Origin of the sequence: Pantoea sp. ME81, from assembly GCF_903970985.1 — a bacterium.
GTDB classification, from domain to species: Bacteria; Pseudomonadota; Gammaproteobacteria; order Enterobacterales; family Enterobacteriaceae; genus Pantoea; species Pantoea communis.
Genome location: NZ_CAJCKS010000103.1, coordinates 1 through 17566, shown reverse-complemented (window position 1 = coordinate 17566; position 17566 = coordinate 1). Strand labels below are relative to the sequence as shown.

Sequence of the window (17566 nt, the reverse complement as noted above, 5' to 3'; positions counted from 1 at the left end):
CGCTGGCGCTCACATTGACCCTGACAGCGGTGTTTCTCAGCAGCCTGCGCAGTGCTGGTTTTGTTTTTCTTCCCATCGCTGTCGGCAACGTGGTGATGATGCTGGCCTATGGTAATCTGCTGAACGCTTTTCGAGCATTCTGCAATAAACCTCTCGGATTCAGCTGGTTAGCGGCTGCATTGTTATGGGCCATTCTCTGCACGTTCCCGCAGTTTTACGCCAGCCAACCTAAACGCGTTTTAGTCATATGTCTGCTTTGCATTATTTACACCGGTGCCCTGATTCGCCTGTTGTGGCAATCGCGCGATGCATTGCAGGTGACCTTTTGGCCGGCGCAGATGTTGCTGTGGATCCATCTGCTGTTTCACGTGGCGCGCATTTTCCTGGATGACGCCATCGCTACGCCGGTGCGCGGCGCGATAGCCGGTTCCAGTTTTTCGGTGTACGTGATTCTAGAATCCATTCTGTTTGTGATTGGCCTGACGTTTACCATTCTGGCGATGGTCAATGAGCGCACGCAAATAGCTCACAAACGAGCCTCGCTTCACGATCCCCTGACCAGCGTCTGGAATCGTCGCGCCCTGTTCGAGCAAGCCGACAGATTAGTGGTGCGTAACACGCGAAATCCCCAACCGCTGGTTTACACCGCTGTGCTGTTTGATCTCGACCATTTCAAAGGCATCAACGATCGTTACGGCCATCTGCAAGGTGACCGCGTATTAATCGATTTTTGTCAGGTGGTGCAGGCGTTGCTGCCCGCAGAAGCTCATTTTGCCCGTCTGGGCGGTGAAGAGTTTGCGGCGATTCTGCCGGGCAATAGCGAGGATGCAGAACGGGTGTGTGAGCGTATCCGTCTGGCGACACAGCTGTCGCAGCCCAACGACGTCTGCTATACCGTGAGTATTGGCTATGCTACCGCTAACCATCGCGATCACACCTTCCCGATTTTACTCGGCCTGGCGGACGAAGCGTTATACCGTGCAAAAGCCAGTGGCCGTAACCGCGTCGAACGTTATTTTGTGCAGTTACAGCCGGTGCAGGAAGCCGCTCTCTCTTAATGTGAAGAGTGATTGCGGCGGCAGCGTTTGTCACCGTAATGGCGTAACCAAAAGTAGCGGTCTTCGACACGCTCACGTCCGCTGACACGTGCCCCCACCAGCCACAGCAGTGCCCCGACAAAGATGCTGAACATGGCACCATGTGCGAGGAACTGCGGCAGATTTAACGCAGGCAGCTGATTAATAATGGAATAGCCGACGCCTAATATCATCGTCAGTAAACCTAAACACATCAGGCCATTACCTAAATAGCGGCATTGTTGACGTTTCATGATTCACCTCCATCCTTATGAAAAAGCAAAACAGCACGTATGGTTAACTTGGCATAAGTTTAGGCAATGACTGCCGGTTAAGTTGCGTACAGGATCACACATCCTTCACAATCTCTGACATTTCTTTACGGCCAGAGGCTTGATTTCGATAGAAATTGATAAGTCACGCAGAGGTATCATCTGTACTCAGCACCCTTTGTCATCGCCGCTTGCAGGCAGTAAACTATCGCCCTTTCCGCAGCAAGACAGGATAAACATCGTGAGCAGCATTAAACTGATTGTGGGGCTGGCCAATCCCGGCGCTGAATACGCCGCAACGCGCCATAACGCAGGTGCCTGGTATGTGGATTTGCTGGCCGACCGGAACAATCAGTCATTGAAAGAGGAGCCGAAATTCTACGGCTACACTGCACGCCTGTCTCTGGCGGGTGAAGATGTCCGTTTGCTGGTGCCCACTACTTTTATGAACCTGAGTGGCAAAGCGGTTGCGGCAATGGCGACCTTTTATCGCATCGCACCAGAAGAGATCTTAGTGGCACACGATGAACTGGATCTGCCTCCTGGCATCGCCAAATTCAAACAGGGCGGTGGTCATGGCGGGCATAACGGTCTCAAAGACATCATCAGTAAGCTGGGCAATAACAATAATTTCCATCGCCTGCGGGTTGGCATCGGTCATCCCGGCGATCGCAATAAGGTTACCGGCTTCGTGTTAGGCAAACCGCCTGCCAGCGAGCAAAAACTGATTGACGATGCCGTGGATGAAGCGGTGCGCTGCACAGAACTGTGGCTGAAAGAAGACAAAATCAAGGCGATGAACCGCCTGCATGCGTTCAAGGCTGGCTAAGCCCAATTCCCGCGCCGCAGAAGGCAATTCTGTGTATAATGCGCGAAATTTTTTGAATCTGTCGGCGCTGCCAGCCAGTGCCGTACACTCAGTGAGAAAGGTAATCAGACCATGGGATTTAAATGCGGTATTGTGGGCCTGCCGAACGTCGGTAAATCCACCCTGTTCAACGCGCTGACCAAAGCGGGTATCGAAGCAGCCAACTTTCCGTTCTGCACCATCGAGCCTAACACCGGTGTGGTGCCAATGCCCGATCTGCGCCTCGATCAGCTGAGCGAAATCGTTAAGCCACAGCGTGTTGTGCCGACCACCATGGAATTCGTCGATATCGCCGGTCTGGTGAAAGGCGCATCCAAAGGTGAAGGCCTCGGTAACCAGTTCCTGACCAACATCCGTGAAACCGAAGCTATCGGCCACGTGGTGCGTTGCTTCGAGAACGACAATATTATTCACGTTTCCGGCAAAGTGAACCCGGCGGAAGATATTGACGTTATCAACACTGAGCTGGCGCTGTCCGATCTGGATACCTGTGAACGTGCCATTCAGCGTTGTCAGAAGAAAGCCAAAGGCGGCGACAAAGATGCTAAAGCTGAGCTGGCTGCATTAGAGAAGTGCCTGCCGCACCTGTCCGAAGCGGGCATGTTACGCGCGCTGAAACTGGATGCAGACGAGAAAGCGGCCATTCGCTACCTGAGCTTCCTGACCCTGAAGCCCACCATGTACATCGCTAACGTGAACGAGGACGGTTTTGAAAACAACCCGTACCTTGATCAGGTGCGTGCGATTGCAGAAGCCGAAGGTTCAGTGGTGGTGCCGGTATGTGCAGCCGTTGAATCCGACATCGCAGAGCTGGATGACGAAGAGCGTGACGAGTTCATGGCAGAGCTGGGTCTGGAAGAGCCGGGTCTGAACCGCGTGATCCGTGCAGGTTATGCCCTGCTCAACCTGCAAACTTACTTCACCGCTGGCGTGAAAGAAGTACGTGCATGGACCATCCCAGTGGGCGCGACCGCGCCACAGGCTGCCGGTAAAATTCATACCGACTTCGAGAAAGGCTTTATCCGTGCGCAGACCATCGCGTTTGATGACTTTGTCACCTACAAAGGTGAGCAAGGCGCGAAAGAAGCCGGCAAGATGCGTTCAGAAGGTAAAGAGTACATCGTGAAAGATGGCGACGTGATGAACTTCCTGTTCAACGTCTAATCTTCAAGTCGATGATTTGACCCTGTTGAATTAAATTCAGCCAAAAAAATCCACGCCTGGCGTGGATTTTTTATTTCCCATTAGGTAAATTCTTGCGCGTCGCCTCCGGGCGTGTTGGCCATCACGGCGCTTTTATCGCTGGCCTAACAAACATTCAACACTCGCTTTTCCGCAAAAAATCCCCCTTCTGACCACCCTGCTTCAGAGTGTGAACCCGATCATGAAATTGGCTCATGCAGCTTTGAAGTTTAATCACTTTCAATCACTGAGGGACTCTGGCATAAAATTCGCATTGTTATTGACTTAAGACAATGTGAAATCTACCGCAGGTGATAGGCCGCAGTATCAGGTCTGCCCGCCTAAAAGCCGGAAAGGTTTTGCAGCTGAAATCAGGATACCCGAGCATCATGAGCAACGATTTTGCATTTTCAATTAAGAGCAGCGTTTTCGATGAGAACTACAATCCATCTGAAAATACGCGCATCACCACGAACTTTGCTAACCTGGCACGTGGAACCCATCGCCAGCAGAATTTGCGCAATGCCTTAATGATGATGAACAACCGTTTCAACTCTCTGGCGCACGCGGACAACCCAAAAGGCGATCGTTATGCCGTTGAGCTGGAAATCATTTCTGCGGAAATTGATATTGAAGGCAATGGCAAAACCTTCCCGGTGATCGAAATCCTGAAAACCAATATTGTTGATCGCAAAACTCAGCAGCGTACCGATGGCATCGTAGGCAATAACTTCTCGTCCTACGTGCGTGATTACGATTTCAGCGTGCGTCTGCTGGCGGCCAATAACAATAACTCCGGTTTCAGCCTGCCGGAAGGTTTCGGTGATCTGCACGGCAACATCTTTAAAAGCTTCGTCAACTCGGCGGCTTATCAGGAGCGCTTTAATAAAAAGCCAGTGATCTGCCTGAGCGTATCGAGCAAGAACACCTATCACCGCACTGACTATCAGCATCCAGTATTGGGCTTTGAATATCAGCAAGATGAGCTGTCTCTCACCGACCATTACTTCGGCAAAATGGGATTGCAGGCGCGCTACTTCATGCCTGAAAACAGCGTCGCGCCATTAGCTTTCTATTTCACCGGTGACTTGCTGAATGATTACACGGATCTGGAACTGATCGGCACCATCAGCACCATGGAGACGTTCCAGAAGATTTACCGCCCGGAAATTTACAATGCCAACTCTGCCGCAGGCCAGTGCTATCAGCCAAGCCTGACACATGGCGACCATTCACTAACGCGCATTGTTTACGATCGAGAAGAACGCAGCCGGTTGGCAATTGAGCAGGGGAAGTATACGGAAGAGCACTTCATCAAACCCTATCAAGACATTCTTGAGCAGTGGTCTGCACATTACGTTCTTTGATTAAGCCAAAATAAAAGGTTATTGATTATGAAATTGTTATTGCCTACTTCAACGGCAGGAAGCTTACCGAAACCGGCCTGGCTTGCTCAACCTGAAACGCTTTGGTCGCCATGGAAATTGCAGGGTGATGAATTAGCCGAGGGCAAAAGAGATGCCCTGCTGTTATCCCTGCAGGATCAGCAATTAGCGGGTATTGATATCGTCAGTGATGGCGAGCAAACGCGCCAGCACTTCGTCACCACCTTTATTGAGCATCTCAGCGGCGTTGATTTTGAAAAGCGTGAGATTGTGAAAATTCGCAATCGCTATGACGCCAGCGTGCCGAGCGTGATCGGTGAAGTCGTACGTAAAAAACCAGTGTTTGTTGAAGATGCTAAATTCCTGCGCCAGCAAACCAAACAACAGATTAAGTGGGCTCTGCCAGGCCCAATGACCATGATCGATACGCTTTATGATGGTCACTACAAAAGCCGTGAAAAACTCGCCTGGGAATTTGCCAAAATTCTTAACCAGGAAGCCAAAGAGTTAGAAGCAGCCGGTGTTGATATTATTCAGTTTGATGAACCCGCATTTAATGTGTTCTTCGATGAAGTGAATGACTGGGGCATTGCCGCACTTGAAAGAGCCGTTGAAGGTCTGAAGTGCGAAACCGCCGTGCACATTTGCTATGGCTACGGCATTAAAGCGAATACCGACTGGAAAAAGACCCTCGGCACTGAGTGGCGTCAGTACGAAGAAGTGTTCCCTAAACTGCAAAAGTCTTCTATCGATATCATTTCACTGGAAGCGCAGAATTCGCGCGTGCCAATGGATCTGATTGAGCTGATCCGTGGCAAAAAAGTGATGGTCGGTGCCATTGATGTGGCGACCAACACTATTGAAACTGCGGAAGAAGTCGCTGATACCTTGCGTAAAGCACTGCAGTTTGTCGACGCCGATAAGCTTTATCCTTCTACTAACTGCGGTATGACGCCACTGTCGCGCCGTGTTGCCAGAGGTAAGTTGGAAGCCTTGAGCGCGGGTGCAGCTATCGTACGTAACGAACTCACCGCGTAATGCTGATCCACTCACCGCCCAACAAGACGGTGAGTGCTTTTCTCGGTGCCCAGCGATGTTCAAACGGGCACCGTCTTCAGTCTCCTGCCTGCCTCATTCGATCCTGATAAAACCTCATCAACCCTTATGCGCGTGCGCTTGCCTGTCGGCCAGTAACTGATCGACGAAGGTAACGATCTCCGGTTTTGTCTGCTCAATCTCCGCAATTTTGCTGGCGAACTTCGGCAAATAGGCTTTATGGGCATACAACAATTGATCCAGCACTTTGATCGCCGTGTCGCCCGCCGGAATCAGCGGATTAATGGTGAAAGCGTGTAATGCCGCGCCGTAATCTCCGCTAACGGCGGCTTCAATCACTGTTTCCTCCATGGCTTTCATTAACTGAATCATGCCGCGCGCCGCAGGCGGTAACGCTCCCCAACGCAGCGGTTCTGCGCCATGAGAAGTAATCGCAGCGGTGACTTCTACCACGCAATCAAACGGTAAATCGGCAATCGCGCCATTATTGCGTGTTGAGACCACCATTAATTTTCCGCTGTTATTTTGAATCGATGCAATGAGATCGCAAGCCGCATCGCTGTAATGCGCCCCGCCCCGCTGACTTAACTCTTCAGGCTTGTAGTTAAGATTGACGTCTTTATATAACTCGAACAGCCGCGCTTCGGTTTTCTTCACCACTTCAGCACGCGTTTCATACTGTTCGAACTCTTCGATGGCATGAGCGAGCATCGGTTCCTGCAAATAGTAATAGCGGTGATAACCGCAGGGCAGCAGGCCAAGATGTTTTACCTGATCGTAGTTAAAAGGAATCTGATGAATATTTTTCAGCCCTTCATCGCTTTTTTCCTGCTGGTCTGGGGAATAGATTTTATCAATCAGTTCGGCGGTGCGTTCATTGCCCTGCTGATCCCAGACGCGATGCCAGTGGAAATGATTGAGCCCGGCAAACTTGAAATAGAGATCTTTCTCTTCCGCACCGAGCACGCTGCATGCCTGAGTGATATGGCCGAACGGCACATTGCACAGGCCAACGGTTTTTTCCCACTTGCCATATTTAATCGCCGCTTCTGTCACCATACCTGCCGGATTGGTGAAATCCACCAGCCAGGCGTTGGGGCACAATTGACGCATGTCTTCGATAATGTCGAGAATCACCGGCACCGTGCGAAACGCTTTAAATATCCCGCCCGGGCCGTTAGTTTCCTGCCCCAGTAAACCATTAGCTAATGGGATCACTTCGTCTTTTAAGCGTGCATCCAGCAACCCCACGCGGAACTGGGTGGTCACGTAATCCGCATCCTTTAACGCTTCCTTGCGATCAAGAGAAAGATGCACCTGCCAGTCGAGTTTGGCAGCCGCGATCATGCGTTTTGCCATACTGCCAACGATTTCCATCTTCTCTGCGCCGTCCTCAATATCGACCAGCCACAACTCGGCAATCGGTAACTGCTCCTGACGCAGGATAAGTCCTTCAATCAACTCAGGCGTATAGCTGGAACCCCCACCGATAGTGACAATCTTGATCTTATTTGGCATAGGATATAACTCCGTTTGGTTGCAATCAGGTGAGTTAAAAGCACCGTTTCAGGCAGCATTGCGCCTCACCGCATGGATGATATTTTTCCTGGCTCAGGTTTATGTTATTTATTCAGCCTGCCTGCGCAGGCTGGAAAGGATATTCACTGCCGAAGAGATGACAACTCTGATTTACCCGGCCTTCCTGCCCGGGCAATCCGAATTAAAGCGCTTCACCTTGTGAGGCGATGACCTTTTTATACCAGGCAAAACTCTTTTTCTTCGAGCGCGAAAAATCGCCGGTTTGATCGTCATTACGGTTGACGTAAATAAAGCCGTAGCGTTTGCTGTATTGGCCGGTGCCAAAAGAGACACAGTCGAGACAGCCCCAGGGCGTGAAGCCCATTAAATCCACGCCATCTTCCAGTACGGCTTTTTTCATTTGCTTGATGTGTTCACGCAGGTAGGCAATACGATAGTCATCATTGACCTCGCCGTTGGCTTCACGTTGATCGACGGCGCCAAACCCATTTTCCACAATAAACAGCGGCTTCTGATAACGCTCATACAGCGCATTTAGTGTGTAGCGCAGACCGACGGGATCGATCTGCCATCCCCAATCTGACGCCTGCACATGCGGATTTTTTCGGCTGCCGGGGAATGCTTCGAGTGCGCTGTCCATGCGGGTCGCGCTGGCATACTCCACGGCGTTACTCATGTAATAGCTAAAGCCGAGATAGTCGGTGCAGCCTTCTCGCAGCGTTTGTGCATCTTCCGGCGCCATCTCAATGTGAAATCCGCGCAGTTCCCACTCTTTCAAAATGTACGAAGGATAGGCACCGCGCATGTGCACATCGCCAAACAGATAACGTTCCTGCATCGACTTTTGCGCATACATTACGTCATCAGGATGGCATGACCACGGATACAGCGGCACCATCGCCAGCATGCAACCGATCTTGAATTCAGGATTGATTTGATGCCCCAGCTTCACCACTTTGGCACTGGCCACAAACTGATGATGCAGTACCTGATACATCACCTCTTCCGGCTTCTCATGATCGGTGAAAATCACGCCTGAGTTGCTGTAGCCGAACAGCGGTCGGCGCCAGTTTCGCTGGTTGTTGATCTCGTTAAAGGTCATCCAGTATTTCACTTTGCCTTTGTAGCGCTTCATCACCACTTCGCTATAGCGCACAAAGAGATCGATCAATTCACGATTCAGCCAGCCGCCATATTGCTGCACCAGATGCAATGGCATCTCGAAGTGCGACAGCGTAATCACCGGTTCGATGCCATATTTGAGCAGTTCATCAAACATGTCGTCGTAGAACTGCAGACCCGCTTCGTTAGGTTGTTGCTCGTCACCTTTCGGGAAGATGCGTGTCCAGGCAATCGAGGTACGAAAACATTTAAAACCCATCTCGGCAAACAACGCGATATCGTCTTTGTAGTGATGATAAAAATCGGTGGCCTGATGATTGGGGTAGTGTTTCCCCTCGACAATGCCATCGGTAATTTCACGTTCAACGCCATGCGCTCCGCCCGTCAACACATCGACGATGCTCGGCCCTTTACCGCCTTCGTTCCATCCACCTTCAACCTGATGCGCGGCAACGGCGCCGCCCCATAAAAAATCAGCCGGTAACTGAGACATAATCCATCCTTTCATGTGATTAACTGCGTCTTACTGCAAGTGGGTTTTCGATAACTCCTGCACCTGACGATGCAGATAGATCAGCTCTTCAACTAAATCGCGGCACAACATGGCGTTCATCAGATGATCCTGCGCATGCACCATAATCAGGTTGACCGGAATTTTGCCGCAGCCTTCATCCGCACCGATTAACGCGGTTTGAATTTTGTGTGCTTCGCGCGCGGCATCTCGTGCACTCGCCAGCAGCGTATCGGCTTCCTGCCAGTTGTGTTTTCGGGCCGCTTGCAGTGCCTGCATCGATGATGAACGGGCTTCCCCTGCATGAATGATCAGCTCCATCACCGTGCTTTCCATTTCCTGCATCTCTTGCATTACTTCATCTCCTCAGCCAGTTGTTCCTGCGCCATCTCTTCTTCCTGCGCAAGCAGTTGGCGTTCATACATTTTGAAGAACGGGTAATAAATCAGCGTGGATAAACAAATCAGGAACGCGACTAACACCACTGCGCGCCAGTCCCAGCCTGTTGACCAGGCGGCACCAATCGGTCCCGGCGTGGTCCAGGGTGCCAGCGAAATGACGTGGTTGATCAGGTTGGTGCGGGTGGCGGTCCAGGCGATAACCGCGTTGATCAACGGCGTGGTGATAAAGGGAATAAACAGCAGCGGATTCATCACCACCGGCGAACCGAAAATAATCGGCTCATTGATGTTAAACATACCGGGTACAAAGCCGAGGCGGCCGATGGCGCGCAGATGCGCGGAGCGACTGCGCAGATAGAGAATCACCAGGCCCATGGTGGCACCCGATCCGCCTACGGTGATGAAGAACTGCCAGAATGGCTCGATAAAGATTTTAGGGATCTCTTGCCCGGCATTTAACGCTTCCTGGTTCAGCCCCAGATTACTCAGCCAGAATGCCTGCAGGATGCCGCCGACAATCGCCGCACCGTGAATGCCGGCAAACCACAGCAAATGACATAGCAAGACGGCGATGAGCACCGCAGGCAGTGAATCGGCTGCTGAGATAATTGGCGCAAACACTGACATGATGGCCTGAGGAATCAACAGACCAAAGTGGCTCTCCATAAACAGGTTCAGCGGGTAGAGCGTCAGGAAAATCACCATGATGGGGATCAGCAGGTCAAAGGACTGACGAATTTTCGGCGGCACCTGTTCCGGCAGTTTGAAACCAATGTTGTACTTCACCAGCCAGTGCATCACTTCCGTGCAGTACAGGCTGATCAGGATGGCGGTGAATATCCCTTCCCCACCCAGCGAAGCGACGGACAATGCGCCGTTCTTTTCCGGTGCAGCCACCACCAAAAAAGTCATCAGCGACAGCAGCGCCGCCATCAGGCCATTCAGTTTGTAGCTTTGCGCCAGGTTATAGGCAATCGCGCCGGTGATGAACACCGCCATGATGCCCATCGTCATGTTGTAGGGCATCATCAGCTGGTCGTTGTACTGTTTCACCATGCCCAGCCACCACTGGGCGAAACCCCATTGGCTGTCCTGACTGAAAGGAGGATGTGAGAACAGCAGCATGAATGAGCCGACAATCAGGAACGGCATCGAGGCAATAAATCCGTCCTTGATCGCCACCACATGCCGTTGCGATGAGAGTCGCGCAGCAATCGGACTGATGCGGTTTTCAATCACACCAAATAAGGAGTCAGCCAGTGTACTCATTATGCCCCCTTATTAGCATCAATCAGGGCGAGCGCCGACTTCAGGATCTTTTCGCCATTTAACATGCCGTAATCCATGGTGTTAATGACGGTGACCGGTTTGTGATACTCCTGCGCCTGACGTTCGAAATCTGCCAGCTTATATTTAATCTGCGGGCCTAGTAGGCAACAGTCATACTCGGCGATTTTTTCACTGAACTCTTCCATGCCAACGGCATCAATTTTGGCTTCTAAACCCAGCTGCGTAGCGGCTTTCTGCATTCTTTGTACGACCATGCTGGTTGACATACCTGCGGAACAACACAATAGAATTTTCACCATGACACCCTCCGTTTTTTTTAAATAATTACGCGCCGAGAATCGTTTCTGCAACCGGTTACAGATTCAATTTGTTCTTTTTGTGATCCATAACTCAAACCGTTAACCCTTATTTAAAGAGTGAAAATATGATTAATCTGAGACCGGTTTCATATTATTTTTATGTTAGCCTTTTAAATATGTGATGAAATCGGATGATAATGAGAAAAAACGTTATCGGTTAGAAGAGCCTCACTCTGCGGTTTTCAGATTGAGCTTTTGCGCTACAATGCGCGAGAACGCTGAGAAGGAAGATAAATGACGACAATGCTTGATGTCGCAAAACGCGCAGGTGTGTCAAAAGCCACGGTGTCACGGGTGCTGGCTGGCCATGCTTATGTGTCTAAAACGGTGCGGGATCGGGTGATGCTGGCCATAGATGAGATGGATTACCGTCCTAATCTGCTGGCACGAAGTCTTGCGACCAACCGTTCGCACAGTATTGGTCTGATGGTACCCAACACACTTTACAATGGTCCCTTTTTTACCGAGCTGTTATTCCAGGCTGCGACCATGACGGAAAAACTCGGTTCACAACTGGTGCTGGGCGATGGTAAACACAATGCGCAGCAAGAGCGCGAAGCCATAAACTTTTTAATCGATAGCTATTGCGATGCCGTGATCATCTATCCGCGCTATTTAAGCGTGGAAGATATTGATGCCCTTATTCCTGGTATGAGTAAGCCGTTAATCGTGTTAAACCGCCGTTTGAAGCAGCATCCGCAATATTCGGTGTGTGCTGACCACGAAAATGACACCCTCAACGCGGTGAATCATTTAATTGCTCAGGGCCACCGCGAGATCGCTTTTATCAAAGGGATGGGCAGCTCTCACACCGGATTAAGTCGCCTGAAAGGCTATATTTCATCGTTGATGGAAAATGGCATTGAATACGACGAAAATCTGATGCTGGACGGCTGCTGGACTAGCGCCAGTGGGCAGCTGGCGGTTGAAGCACTGTTGCGTCGTAAAGTCAGATTTTCCGCGATTGTCGCCAGTAATGATGATATGGCGATTGGCGCCGCCTGCGCCTTGCACAACGCGGGTTTGCGCATCCCGCATGACGTCTCCTTGCTGGGCTTTGATGATATCCCGGTTGCGCCCTATCTCCTGCCGGCGTTAACCACGGTGCATGTTCCGGTTGCTGAGATGGTGTCGAGCGCATTAACGCAACTGTCTAAAATGCTGGATGGCGAAAGCGTGACGGCGCAGCCACTGATGCCGGGCCGACTGGTGCTGCGTAATTCGATCACCCAGGGACCGTATTACCAGCAAAAATAACGGCGCCGTGCGATAATCTGGCTTATTTTGCCACGATGAGCATTTTACGCCATGAAGCACTTTCTCGTTATCGTCCCCGATGGCGGCATGTTATTTGAAGCCGCCGGTATTGCCGACATCCTGATGCACGCCAACCTGCACCTGCCGGTCGGCGTTGATCAGCCACGTTATCGTGTCAGTATCGCCACCACGCAGCCGCATCAGGTGATCCATGGTCAGTCGGGCCTCAACCTGCTGGCTGACCTGAAGCTGGCCGAATTAGATCCCCGCGCCGCCTGGGACACCATCATGATTACCGGACGCGGTGACAGCGTTGAAGAGGGCAATATGGTGGTGGATTTCATCAGGCTGGCGGCTCCGCAGGCTCGGCGTGTGGTGTCAATTTGTGGTGGCGCGATGCTGCTCGCTGAAGCCGGTTTGCTGGATGGACGCCGCGCCACGTCACACTGGCGTCTGCTGGAAACCCTGCAAACTCGTTTCCCCCGTGTTCAGGTGGAAGGGGGTCCGCTGTATATTCAGGATGGCCCAATCTGGACGTCCGGTGGCGTCAGTTCCGGCTTTGATCTCACGCTGGCGCTGGTTGAGGAGGATTTCGGTTTCAGCGTGGCACGCGATATCGCTCAGGATATGGTGATGTATTTGCGTCGCCCAGGTGGACAGATGCAGTTCAGCCGCTACCAGTTACAGCAAACCAGCACTGGCCCGATCCACGATCTGCAAAGCTGGATACGCGCCAACCTGGCGAAAGATCTGTCGGTTGAGAAATTGGCCGAACGTGTCGCCATGAGCCCCCGCAATTTCACCCGCGTATTCACCCGTGAAACCGGTGCGTCACCGGCGCGCTATGTCGCAGAAGCGCGACTGGCCGCCGCACGAGAACAGCTGGAGCAGAGTCGCGCGACGCTGGAACGCATCGCCCTCGACACCGGGTTTGGCAGCAGCATCAATTTGCGCCGCAGTTTTGAGCGCCAGCTGCATCTCACTCCGGGTGAATATCGCCAACGCTTTCACTGCCGCAAAATGGCGTAAAGTGATCCTTTTTTGTCGTTTACGCCAATCACACATCGTCCTACATTGACTGCAACCACTTCGGATAAGGAGTCAATAATGATTAAGATTGGCATTAACGGCTTTGGCCGTATCGGACGTAACGTGTTCCGCGCCGCACTCGGCAGCAACGATATTGAGATTGTGGCGATTAACGATCTCACCGACAGCAAAACGCTGGCGCATCTGCTTAAACACGATTCACTGCTGGGCAGACTTCCTGCAGATGTTGAGGCCGGTGAAGGTGAGCTGCGCATCGATGGTAAGCCGGTGCGGGTGTTCAGCGAACGCGACCCGGCCAATATCCGCTGGCGTGACGTGGGTGTTGATATTGTGATTGAAGCCACCGGCTTCTTCACCGAGCGCGAGAAAGCGGCAGTGCATATCACGCACGGCGGCGCAAAACGGGTGATCATCTCCGCTCCTGGTAAAAACGATGATTTGACGATTGTGCTGGGCGTGAACGACCAGCGTTACGATCCCCAGCAGCATTTCGTGGTGAGTAACGGCAGTTGCACGACCAACGGCCTCGCGCCAGCCGCGCAAGTATTGCATCAGGCATTCGGCATTGAACATGGCCTGATGAATACCACCCATGCTTATACCAATAGTCAGGTGCTGCACGATCAGCCGGAGAAAGATCTGCGCGGTGCACGTGCCGCCGCCCTGTCGATTGTGCCTTACTCCAGCGGTGCGGCTAAAGCGCTAGGTCGCGTCATCCCGGAACTGGATGGCCGTCTGACGGGGTATTCACTGCGCGTGCCGGTGCCAGTGGTGTCGATTGTGGATCTCACCGTGACGCTGAAGCGTGATGTGACGGCAGAAGAAGTCAACGACGCGTTTAAAGCCGCCGCCGCTGAAGGTCCATTAAAAGGCATTCTGGGATACAGCGATGAGCCACTGGTCTCCAGCGATTATCAGGGCGATCCGCGTTCATCGATCATTGATGGGCTCTCTACCCTGGTGATTGGCGGCAACCTGGTGAAAATCCTCGCCTGGTACGATAACGAGTGGGGATTCTCAAATCGTCTGGTGGATTTAGCGCGCTTAATGGCGCAGCGCGGATTGTAATTCGCACCAATCTGCAGCCAGAAAAATCCCCGCTGTTGCGGGGATTCTCGTTGCTGCCGGGAGTGATTACTTGATGCCCATTGCATCCTTCAGCGTAAAGAACAAGTCAGTCTGATCGGTCAGGCCCACCACGTTAGCCGCATAAGGACCATAGGCCGCGATGCGCAGCTGTGTGCCGGTATGTCCCTGAGAATCCTCTTCAGAGTTACCGTAGCTGATGGTCATGACCGCACCATCTTTGGTGTTCACCGCCTGGGTCAGGCCTGGGGCTTTGCTGCCATTTTCAATAATCTGGCTGCTATGCGCATGGTCTGCCGTCACTACCACCAGCGTGTCACCGTGTTCACGTGCAAAGGCCAGCGCCTGCTGCACGGCCTCATCCAGATCCACCGTTTCGCCAATCTGGCCGCACGGGTTCGCCGCGTGATCCTGTTTATCAATTGACGCGCCTTCCACCTGCAGGAAGAAACCTTTCTCATTGGTGCTCAGCAGATCAATCGCCTTTTTGGTCATCTGCGCCAATGTTGGTGTTGATGCCGGGCGATCTTTATTCACTTCACAGGTCACCACCGGTTTATCGATATTGCCGTGATAGCTGGCTTTTGGTCCCTGCCAGCGAACCGGCATATTGCCATCGGAGAACAGCCCCAGTACCGGTTTCGTTTGATCGGCCTGTTGGATGGCATTCATGCCATCAAGGTTATCAACTAGCTGGAAGCCCAGCGCCTGAGCCTGCTCGCGCAGGGTTTTACCCTGATATTCACCCGCTTTGGCGCTTTCAGAGAACGATTTCGCCCCGCCGCCAAGGGTGACATCTGGGCGGGTCTTCAGCATCTGCTCGCTGATAGACCCTTTACCGCCCTGCTCCAGCGCATTGGTAGGACACAGCTCGCTGGTTTTCTCCGGGCCATAACATTTACGCGACGTGACATGCGCCATCAAAGCGGCGGGCGTGGCATCCTGCAATTCTGCAGTCGAGACGTTACCGGTGGCTTTCCCAGCGGCTTTCGCCAACTCCAGAATGGTGACCTGATCCTTGCCATTAACGTCTACGCCGATGGCGCCGTTATAAGATTTGGTGCCCGTCGCCCAGGCGGTCGCGGAGGCAGCCGAATCGGTCACGTAATTCGGTTTGTGAGTTTTCTTGTCTAACGAGTAGTGGGTGTACTGACCGGTTAACGGCAGCGCATCAATGCCTGGGAAGAAACCACCCGCGCCCATCGCCTGATTTCGTGCGGCGGTGATTTCCGAGTCACCCATGCCATCGCCGATCAATAAGATGACGTTTTTGGCCGTGGTATTAACGAGTGAGGCTTTCAGCGCTTCCGTCTGGTCGCTGCTGAGGCGGCGCGCGCCACCGTGTTCGGTGATATCACCGGTGGCGGCGCGGCTATACGTTGTTGTGTCTGCCACTGCTGACGTCGCGATGAGTGAAGCCAGCAGAGAAACCGTGAAAAGAGGTATGTGTTTCATTTATAAGCATCCTTATCAGTAAATATAACCAAATGTTTCCGCAGACAAGTCTGCGACAGTCTGGTGACACTTTTGTGGCAGAGAAGGAATAATTTGATGACAGAACACGCAGTTCGGCGAGAGATGCAGCAAGCTGCACAGAGCTTAAGCGGATAGAACAAAAGGAGAAAATAGGGCTTGACCGTATTCAGGTAACTCCCTATAGTAGCGCCCCGTTGACCCAGTGCGGTTGGCAGAAAAAATGTGGTGAGATGTCCGAGTGGCTGAAGGAGCACGCCTGGAAAGTGTGTATACGGCAACGTATCGGGGGTTCGAATCCCCCTCTCACCGCCATCATTTTGAAGAAGAGCCTGAACGAAAGTTCAGGCTTTTTTTTGTCTTCAATTTAGCCACATCGTTAATTTATCTGGCCATCTTCCATTACCATCGCTAAAAACTTGTCTCTTAGCGGGTCCTTAATCTGACCATTCCACGCCAAACCGGTGTGCCATTGGGTATGCTCGCCTTCCAGAGGCAATAGTGTGACGCCTACAGGCAGGATGTGTTTCACACTCGCCGGCAGTAACGCCACACCATCACCAGCGGCCACCAGCGCCAGTAACGTCTGAATATCATCAGCAGCCGACACCGTGCGCGGCGTGAGGTTTCTTGCGGTCAGGAATTGATCGGCCTGCGTAGTGAGCCCTTCGCCCCGCTGAGGTGCCAACTGTAAGAGTTGATGATTTTCAATAACCTGCGTTGTTTCTAAGTGACTCAATAATTGATCAGCGGCTACCGCCAGCACTAATTGTTCCGTATCCAGACTGTGACTTTGCAGTGGTTCAGGCACGGGTAAGCGCACAAATCCCACCTGCAGTCGTCCTTCAGCAAGCCATTGGGTCTGAACCGCCGAAGGCATATCGTTGAGCGAGACCTGTACGCCGGGATAACGAACGCGAAAGGCAGCGACACGTTTGGCAGCAAAAAGATAAGAAGAGATGCCAAAACCCAGAGTGAGTTTTCCTGAATCCCCTCTTTGGATCGCCGTCACATCAGCAAAGAAATCCGCGTAGCGCTCCACTGCCTCGCTGGCAGCCGCTAATAACTGCTCTCCCGCCACCGTTAACCGCGCACCATGCCGTCCGCGCTGAAATAACGTCACACCAGAAAGGTGCTCCAGTGTCTGGATCTGTTTCGAGAGTGCGGGCTGGGTGATGCAGAGCTTATTGGCCGCCGAGTGGTAGGTGCCTTCTTGCGCCAGCGTCACAAACGCGCGTAACAATTTAATATCCATTCCAATCGGTTATCAAAGTGGGAGAAGTTGTGATTATACACGGTGGATTTCCCTCTGGTGAAATAGCGACCTACTTCCTTTTGGAGAATCACCATGGAACATTCACTTCGCGTTGCCACCGTGCAGTTTTGCCATCGCGCCAGCGACAAAGCTTACAATCTTTCCGTGATGGAGCGCTTTATCGCGCAGGCCGCACAAGAAGAAGTCAAAATATTAGCCTTTCCTGAAATGTGCATCACGGGTTACTGGCATGTGCCGGATCTGCCCATTACAGAGGTCGAAGCCCTGGCCGAGCGCACGGAAAACAGCCCGTCACTGGCGCGTATCGCGAGCCTGGCGGAAAAGCATCAGATAGATAGGAAGAACACACGTCTGAACTCCAGT

The 17566-nt window shown here is 52.2% G+C and carries 17 protein-coding genes and 1 tRNA gene; 10 read left to right on the top strand and 8 right to left on the bottom strand.

The genetic code is table 11. The annotated features are described in order from the left end of the window. The coding region (locus H7A81_RS17690; protein ID WP_182058253.1) for a GGDEF domain-containing protein at positions 1-1058 on the top strand (1058 nt) is incomplete at its 5' end. Here H7A81_RS17690 and ychH read toward each other — a convergent pair. Next, entirely contained in the window at positions 1055-1330 is a 276-nt protein-coding gene (gene ychH, locus H7A81_RS17685) for a stress-induced protein YchH (RefSeq protein WP_182058252.1), read from the bottom strand. The two genes, H7A81_RS17690 and ychH, sit on opposite strands and share 4 nt — an antisense overlap. A 259-nt stretch (positions 1331-1589) precedes the next feature. Between ychH and pth the strand changes: the two genes are divergently transcribed. The 4 genes from pth (at position 1590) to H7A81_RS17665 (ending at position 5821) form a co-directional block, all read left to right on the top strand. Further along, entirely contained in the window at positions 1590-2177 is a 588-nt protein-coding gene (pth, locus tag H7A81_RS17680; RefSeq protein WP_034824288.1) for an aminoacyl-tRNA hydrolase, read from the top strand. A gap of 111 nt (positions 2178-2288) precedes the next feature. Next, complete coding sequence (gene ychF / locus H7A81_RS17675; RefSeq protein ID WP_034824290.1) at positions 2289-3380, top strand: redox-regulated ATPase YchF; 1092 nt, start codon at positions 2289-2291, stop codon at positions 3378-3380. A gap of 407 nt (positions 3381-3787) precedes the next feature. Then, complete coding sequence (locus H7A81_RS17670) at positions 3788-4765, top strand: DUF1852 domain-containing protein (protein ID WP_058960220.1); 978 nt, start codon at positions 3788-3790, stop codon at positions 4763-4765. Between the two features lie 27 nt (positions 4766-4792). Further along, positions 4793-5821, top strand: coding sequence for a methionine synthase (locus H7A81_RS17665; protein WP_097116825.1), 1029 nt, complete (start codon positions 4793-4795; stop codon positions 5819-5821). 117 nt (positions 5822-5938) lie between these two features. Here H7A81_RS17665 and H7A81_RS17660 read toward each other — a convergent pair whose 3' ends face one another. Next, positions 5939-7357, bottom strand: coding sequence for a 6-phospho-beta-glucosidase (locus H7A81_RS17660; RefSeq protein WP_182058251.1), 1419 nt, complete (start codon positions 7355-7357; stop codon positions 5939-5941). Here H7A81_RS17660 and H7A81_RS17655 point away from each other — a divergent pair. Then, positions 7332-7580, top strand: a complete 249-nt coding sequence (locus tag H7A81_RS17655) for a hypothetical protein (RefSeq protein ID WP_182058250.1) — start codon at positions 7332-7334, stop codon at positions 7578-7580. The two genes, H7A81_RS17660 and H7A81_RS17655, sit on opposite strands and share 26 nt — an antisense overlap. Here the strand turns inward: H7A81_RS17655 and H7A81_RS17650 are convergent. Genes H7A81_RS17650 through H7A81_RS17635 form a run of 4 tightly spaced genes read right to left on the bottom strand, consistent with a single transcriptional unit; the run spans position 7560 to position 11001 of the window. Next, the gene (locus H7A81_RS17650) at positions 7560-8993 is read right to left on the bottom strand and encodes a 6-phospho-beta-glucosidase (protein WP_182058249.1); all 1434 of its coding nucleotides are present in this window, start codon (positions 8991-8993) and stop codon (positions 7560-7562) included. The genes H7A81_RS17655 and H7A81_RS17650 overlap by 21 nt on opposite strands. A gap of 30 nt (positions 8994-9023) precedes the next feature. Then, positions 9024-9356, bottom strand: a complete 333-nt coding sequence (locus H7A81_RS17645; protein WP_182058254.1) for a PTS lactose/cellobiose transporter subunit IIA — start codon at positions 9354-9356, stop codon at positions 9024-9026. An 8-nt stretch (positions 9357-9364) separates the two neighbouring features. Next, positions 9365-10681: a PTS sugar transporter subunit IIC gene (locus H7A81_RS17640; RefSeq protein ID WP_034824306.1), complete on the bottom strand. Its 1317-nt coding sequence runs from the start codon at positions 10679-10681 to the stop codon at positions 9365-9367. Next, positions 10681-11001, bottom strand: coding sequence for a PTS sugar transporter subunit IIB (locus H7A81_RS17635; protein ID WP_034824314.1), 321 nt, complete (start codon positions 10999-11001; stop codon positions 10681-10683). The genes H7A81_RS17640 and H7A81_RS17635 overlap by 1 nt, the downstream gene beginning before the upstream one ends. A gap of 294 nt (positions 11002-11295) precedes the next feature. Between H7A81_RS17635 and H7A81_RS17630 the strand changes: the two genes are divergently transcribed. The 3 genes from H7A81_RS17630 (at position 11296) to gap (ending at position 14436) form a co-directional block, all read left to right on the top strand. After that, positions 11296-12318: a LacI family DNA-binding transcriptional regulator gene (locus tag H7A81_RS17630; RefSeq protein ID WP_160868144.1), complete on the top strand. Its 1023-nt coding sequence runs from the start codon at positions 11296-11298 to the stop codon at positions 12316-12318. Between the two features lie 51 nt (positions 12319-12369). Beyond that, positions 12370-13347, top strand: coding sequence for a GlxA family transcriptional regulator (locus tag H7A81_RS17625; RefSeq protein ID WP_182058248.1), 978 nt, complete (start codon positions 12370-12372; stop codon positions 13345-13347). A 78-nt stretch (positions 13348-13425) separates the two neighbouring features. After that, a complete protein-coding gene (gene gap, locus H7A81_RS17620; protein ID WP_182058247.1) occupies positions 13426-14436 on the top strand; it encodes a type I glyceraldehyde-3-phosphate dehydrogenase in 1011 nt (336 codons plus the stop codon). A gap of 66 nt (positions 14437-14502) precedes the next feature. Here gap and phoA read toward each other — a convergent pair whose 3' ends face one another. Continuing rightward, positions 14503-15909: an alkaline phosphatase gene (gene phoA / locus H7A81_RS17615; protein ID WP_182058246.1), complete on the bottom strand. Its 1407-nt coding sequence runs from the start codon at positions 15907-15909 to the stop codon at positions 14503-14505. Between the two features lie 245 nt (positions 15910-16154). On the opposite strand from phoA, the gene H7A81_RS17610 reads away from it, so the two are divergent. Beyond that, positions 16155-16242, top strand: a tRNA-Ser gene (locus H7A81_RS17610). Between the two features lie 64 nt (positions 16243-16306). Here the strand turns inward: H7A81_RS17610 and H7A81_RS17605 are convergent. Continuing rightward, positions 16307-17182, bottom strand: coding sequence for a LysR family transcriptional regulator (locus H7A81_RS17605; RefSeq protein ID WP_182058245.1), 876 nt, complete (start codon positions 17180-17182; stop codon positions 16307-16309). Positions 17183-17566: the final 384 nt, after the last annotated feature.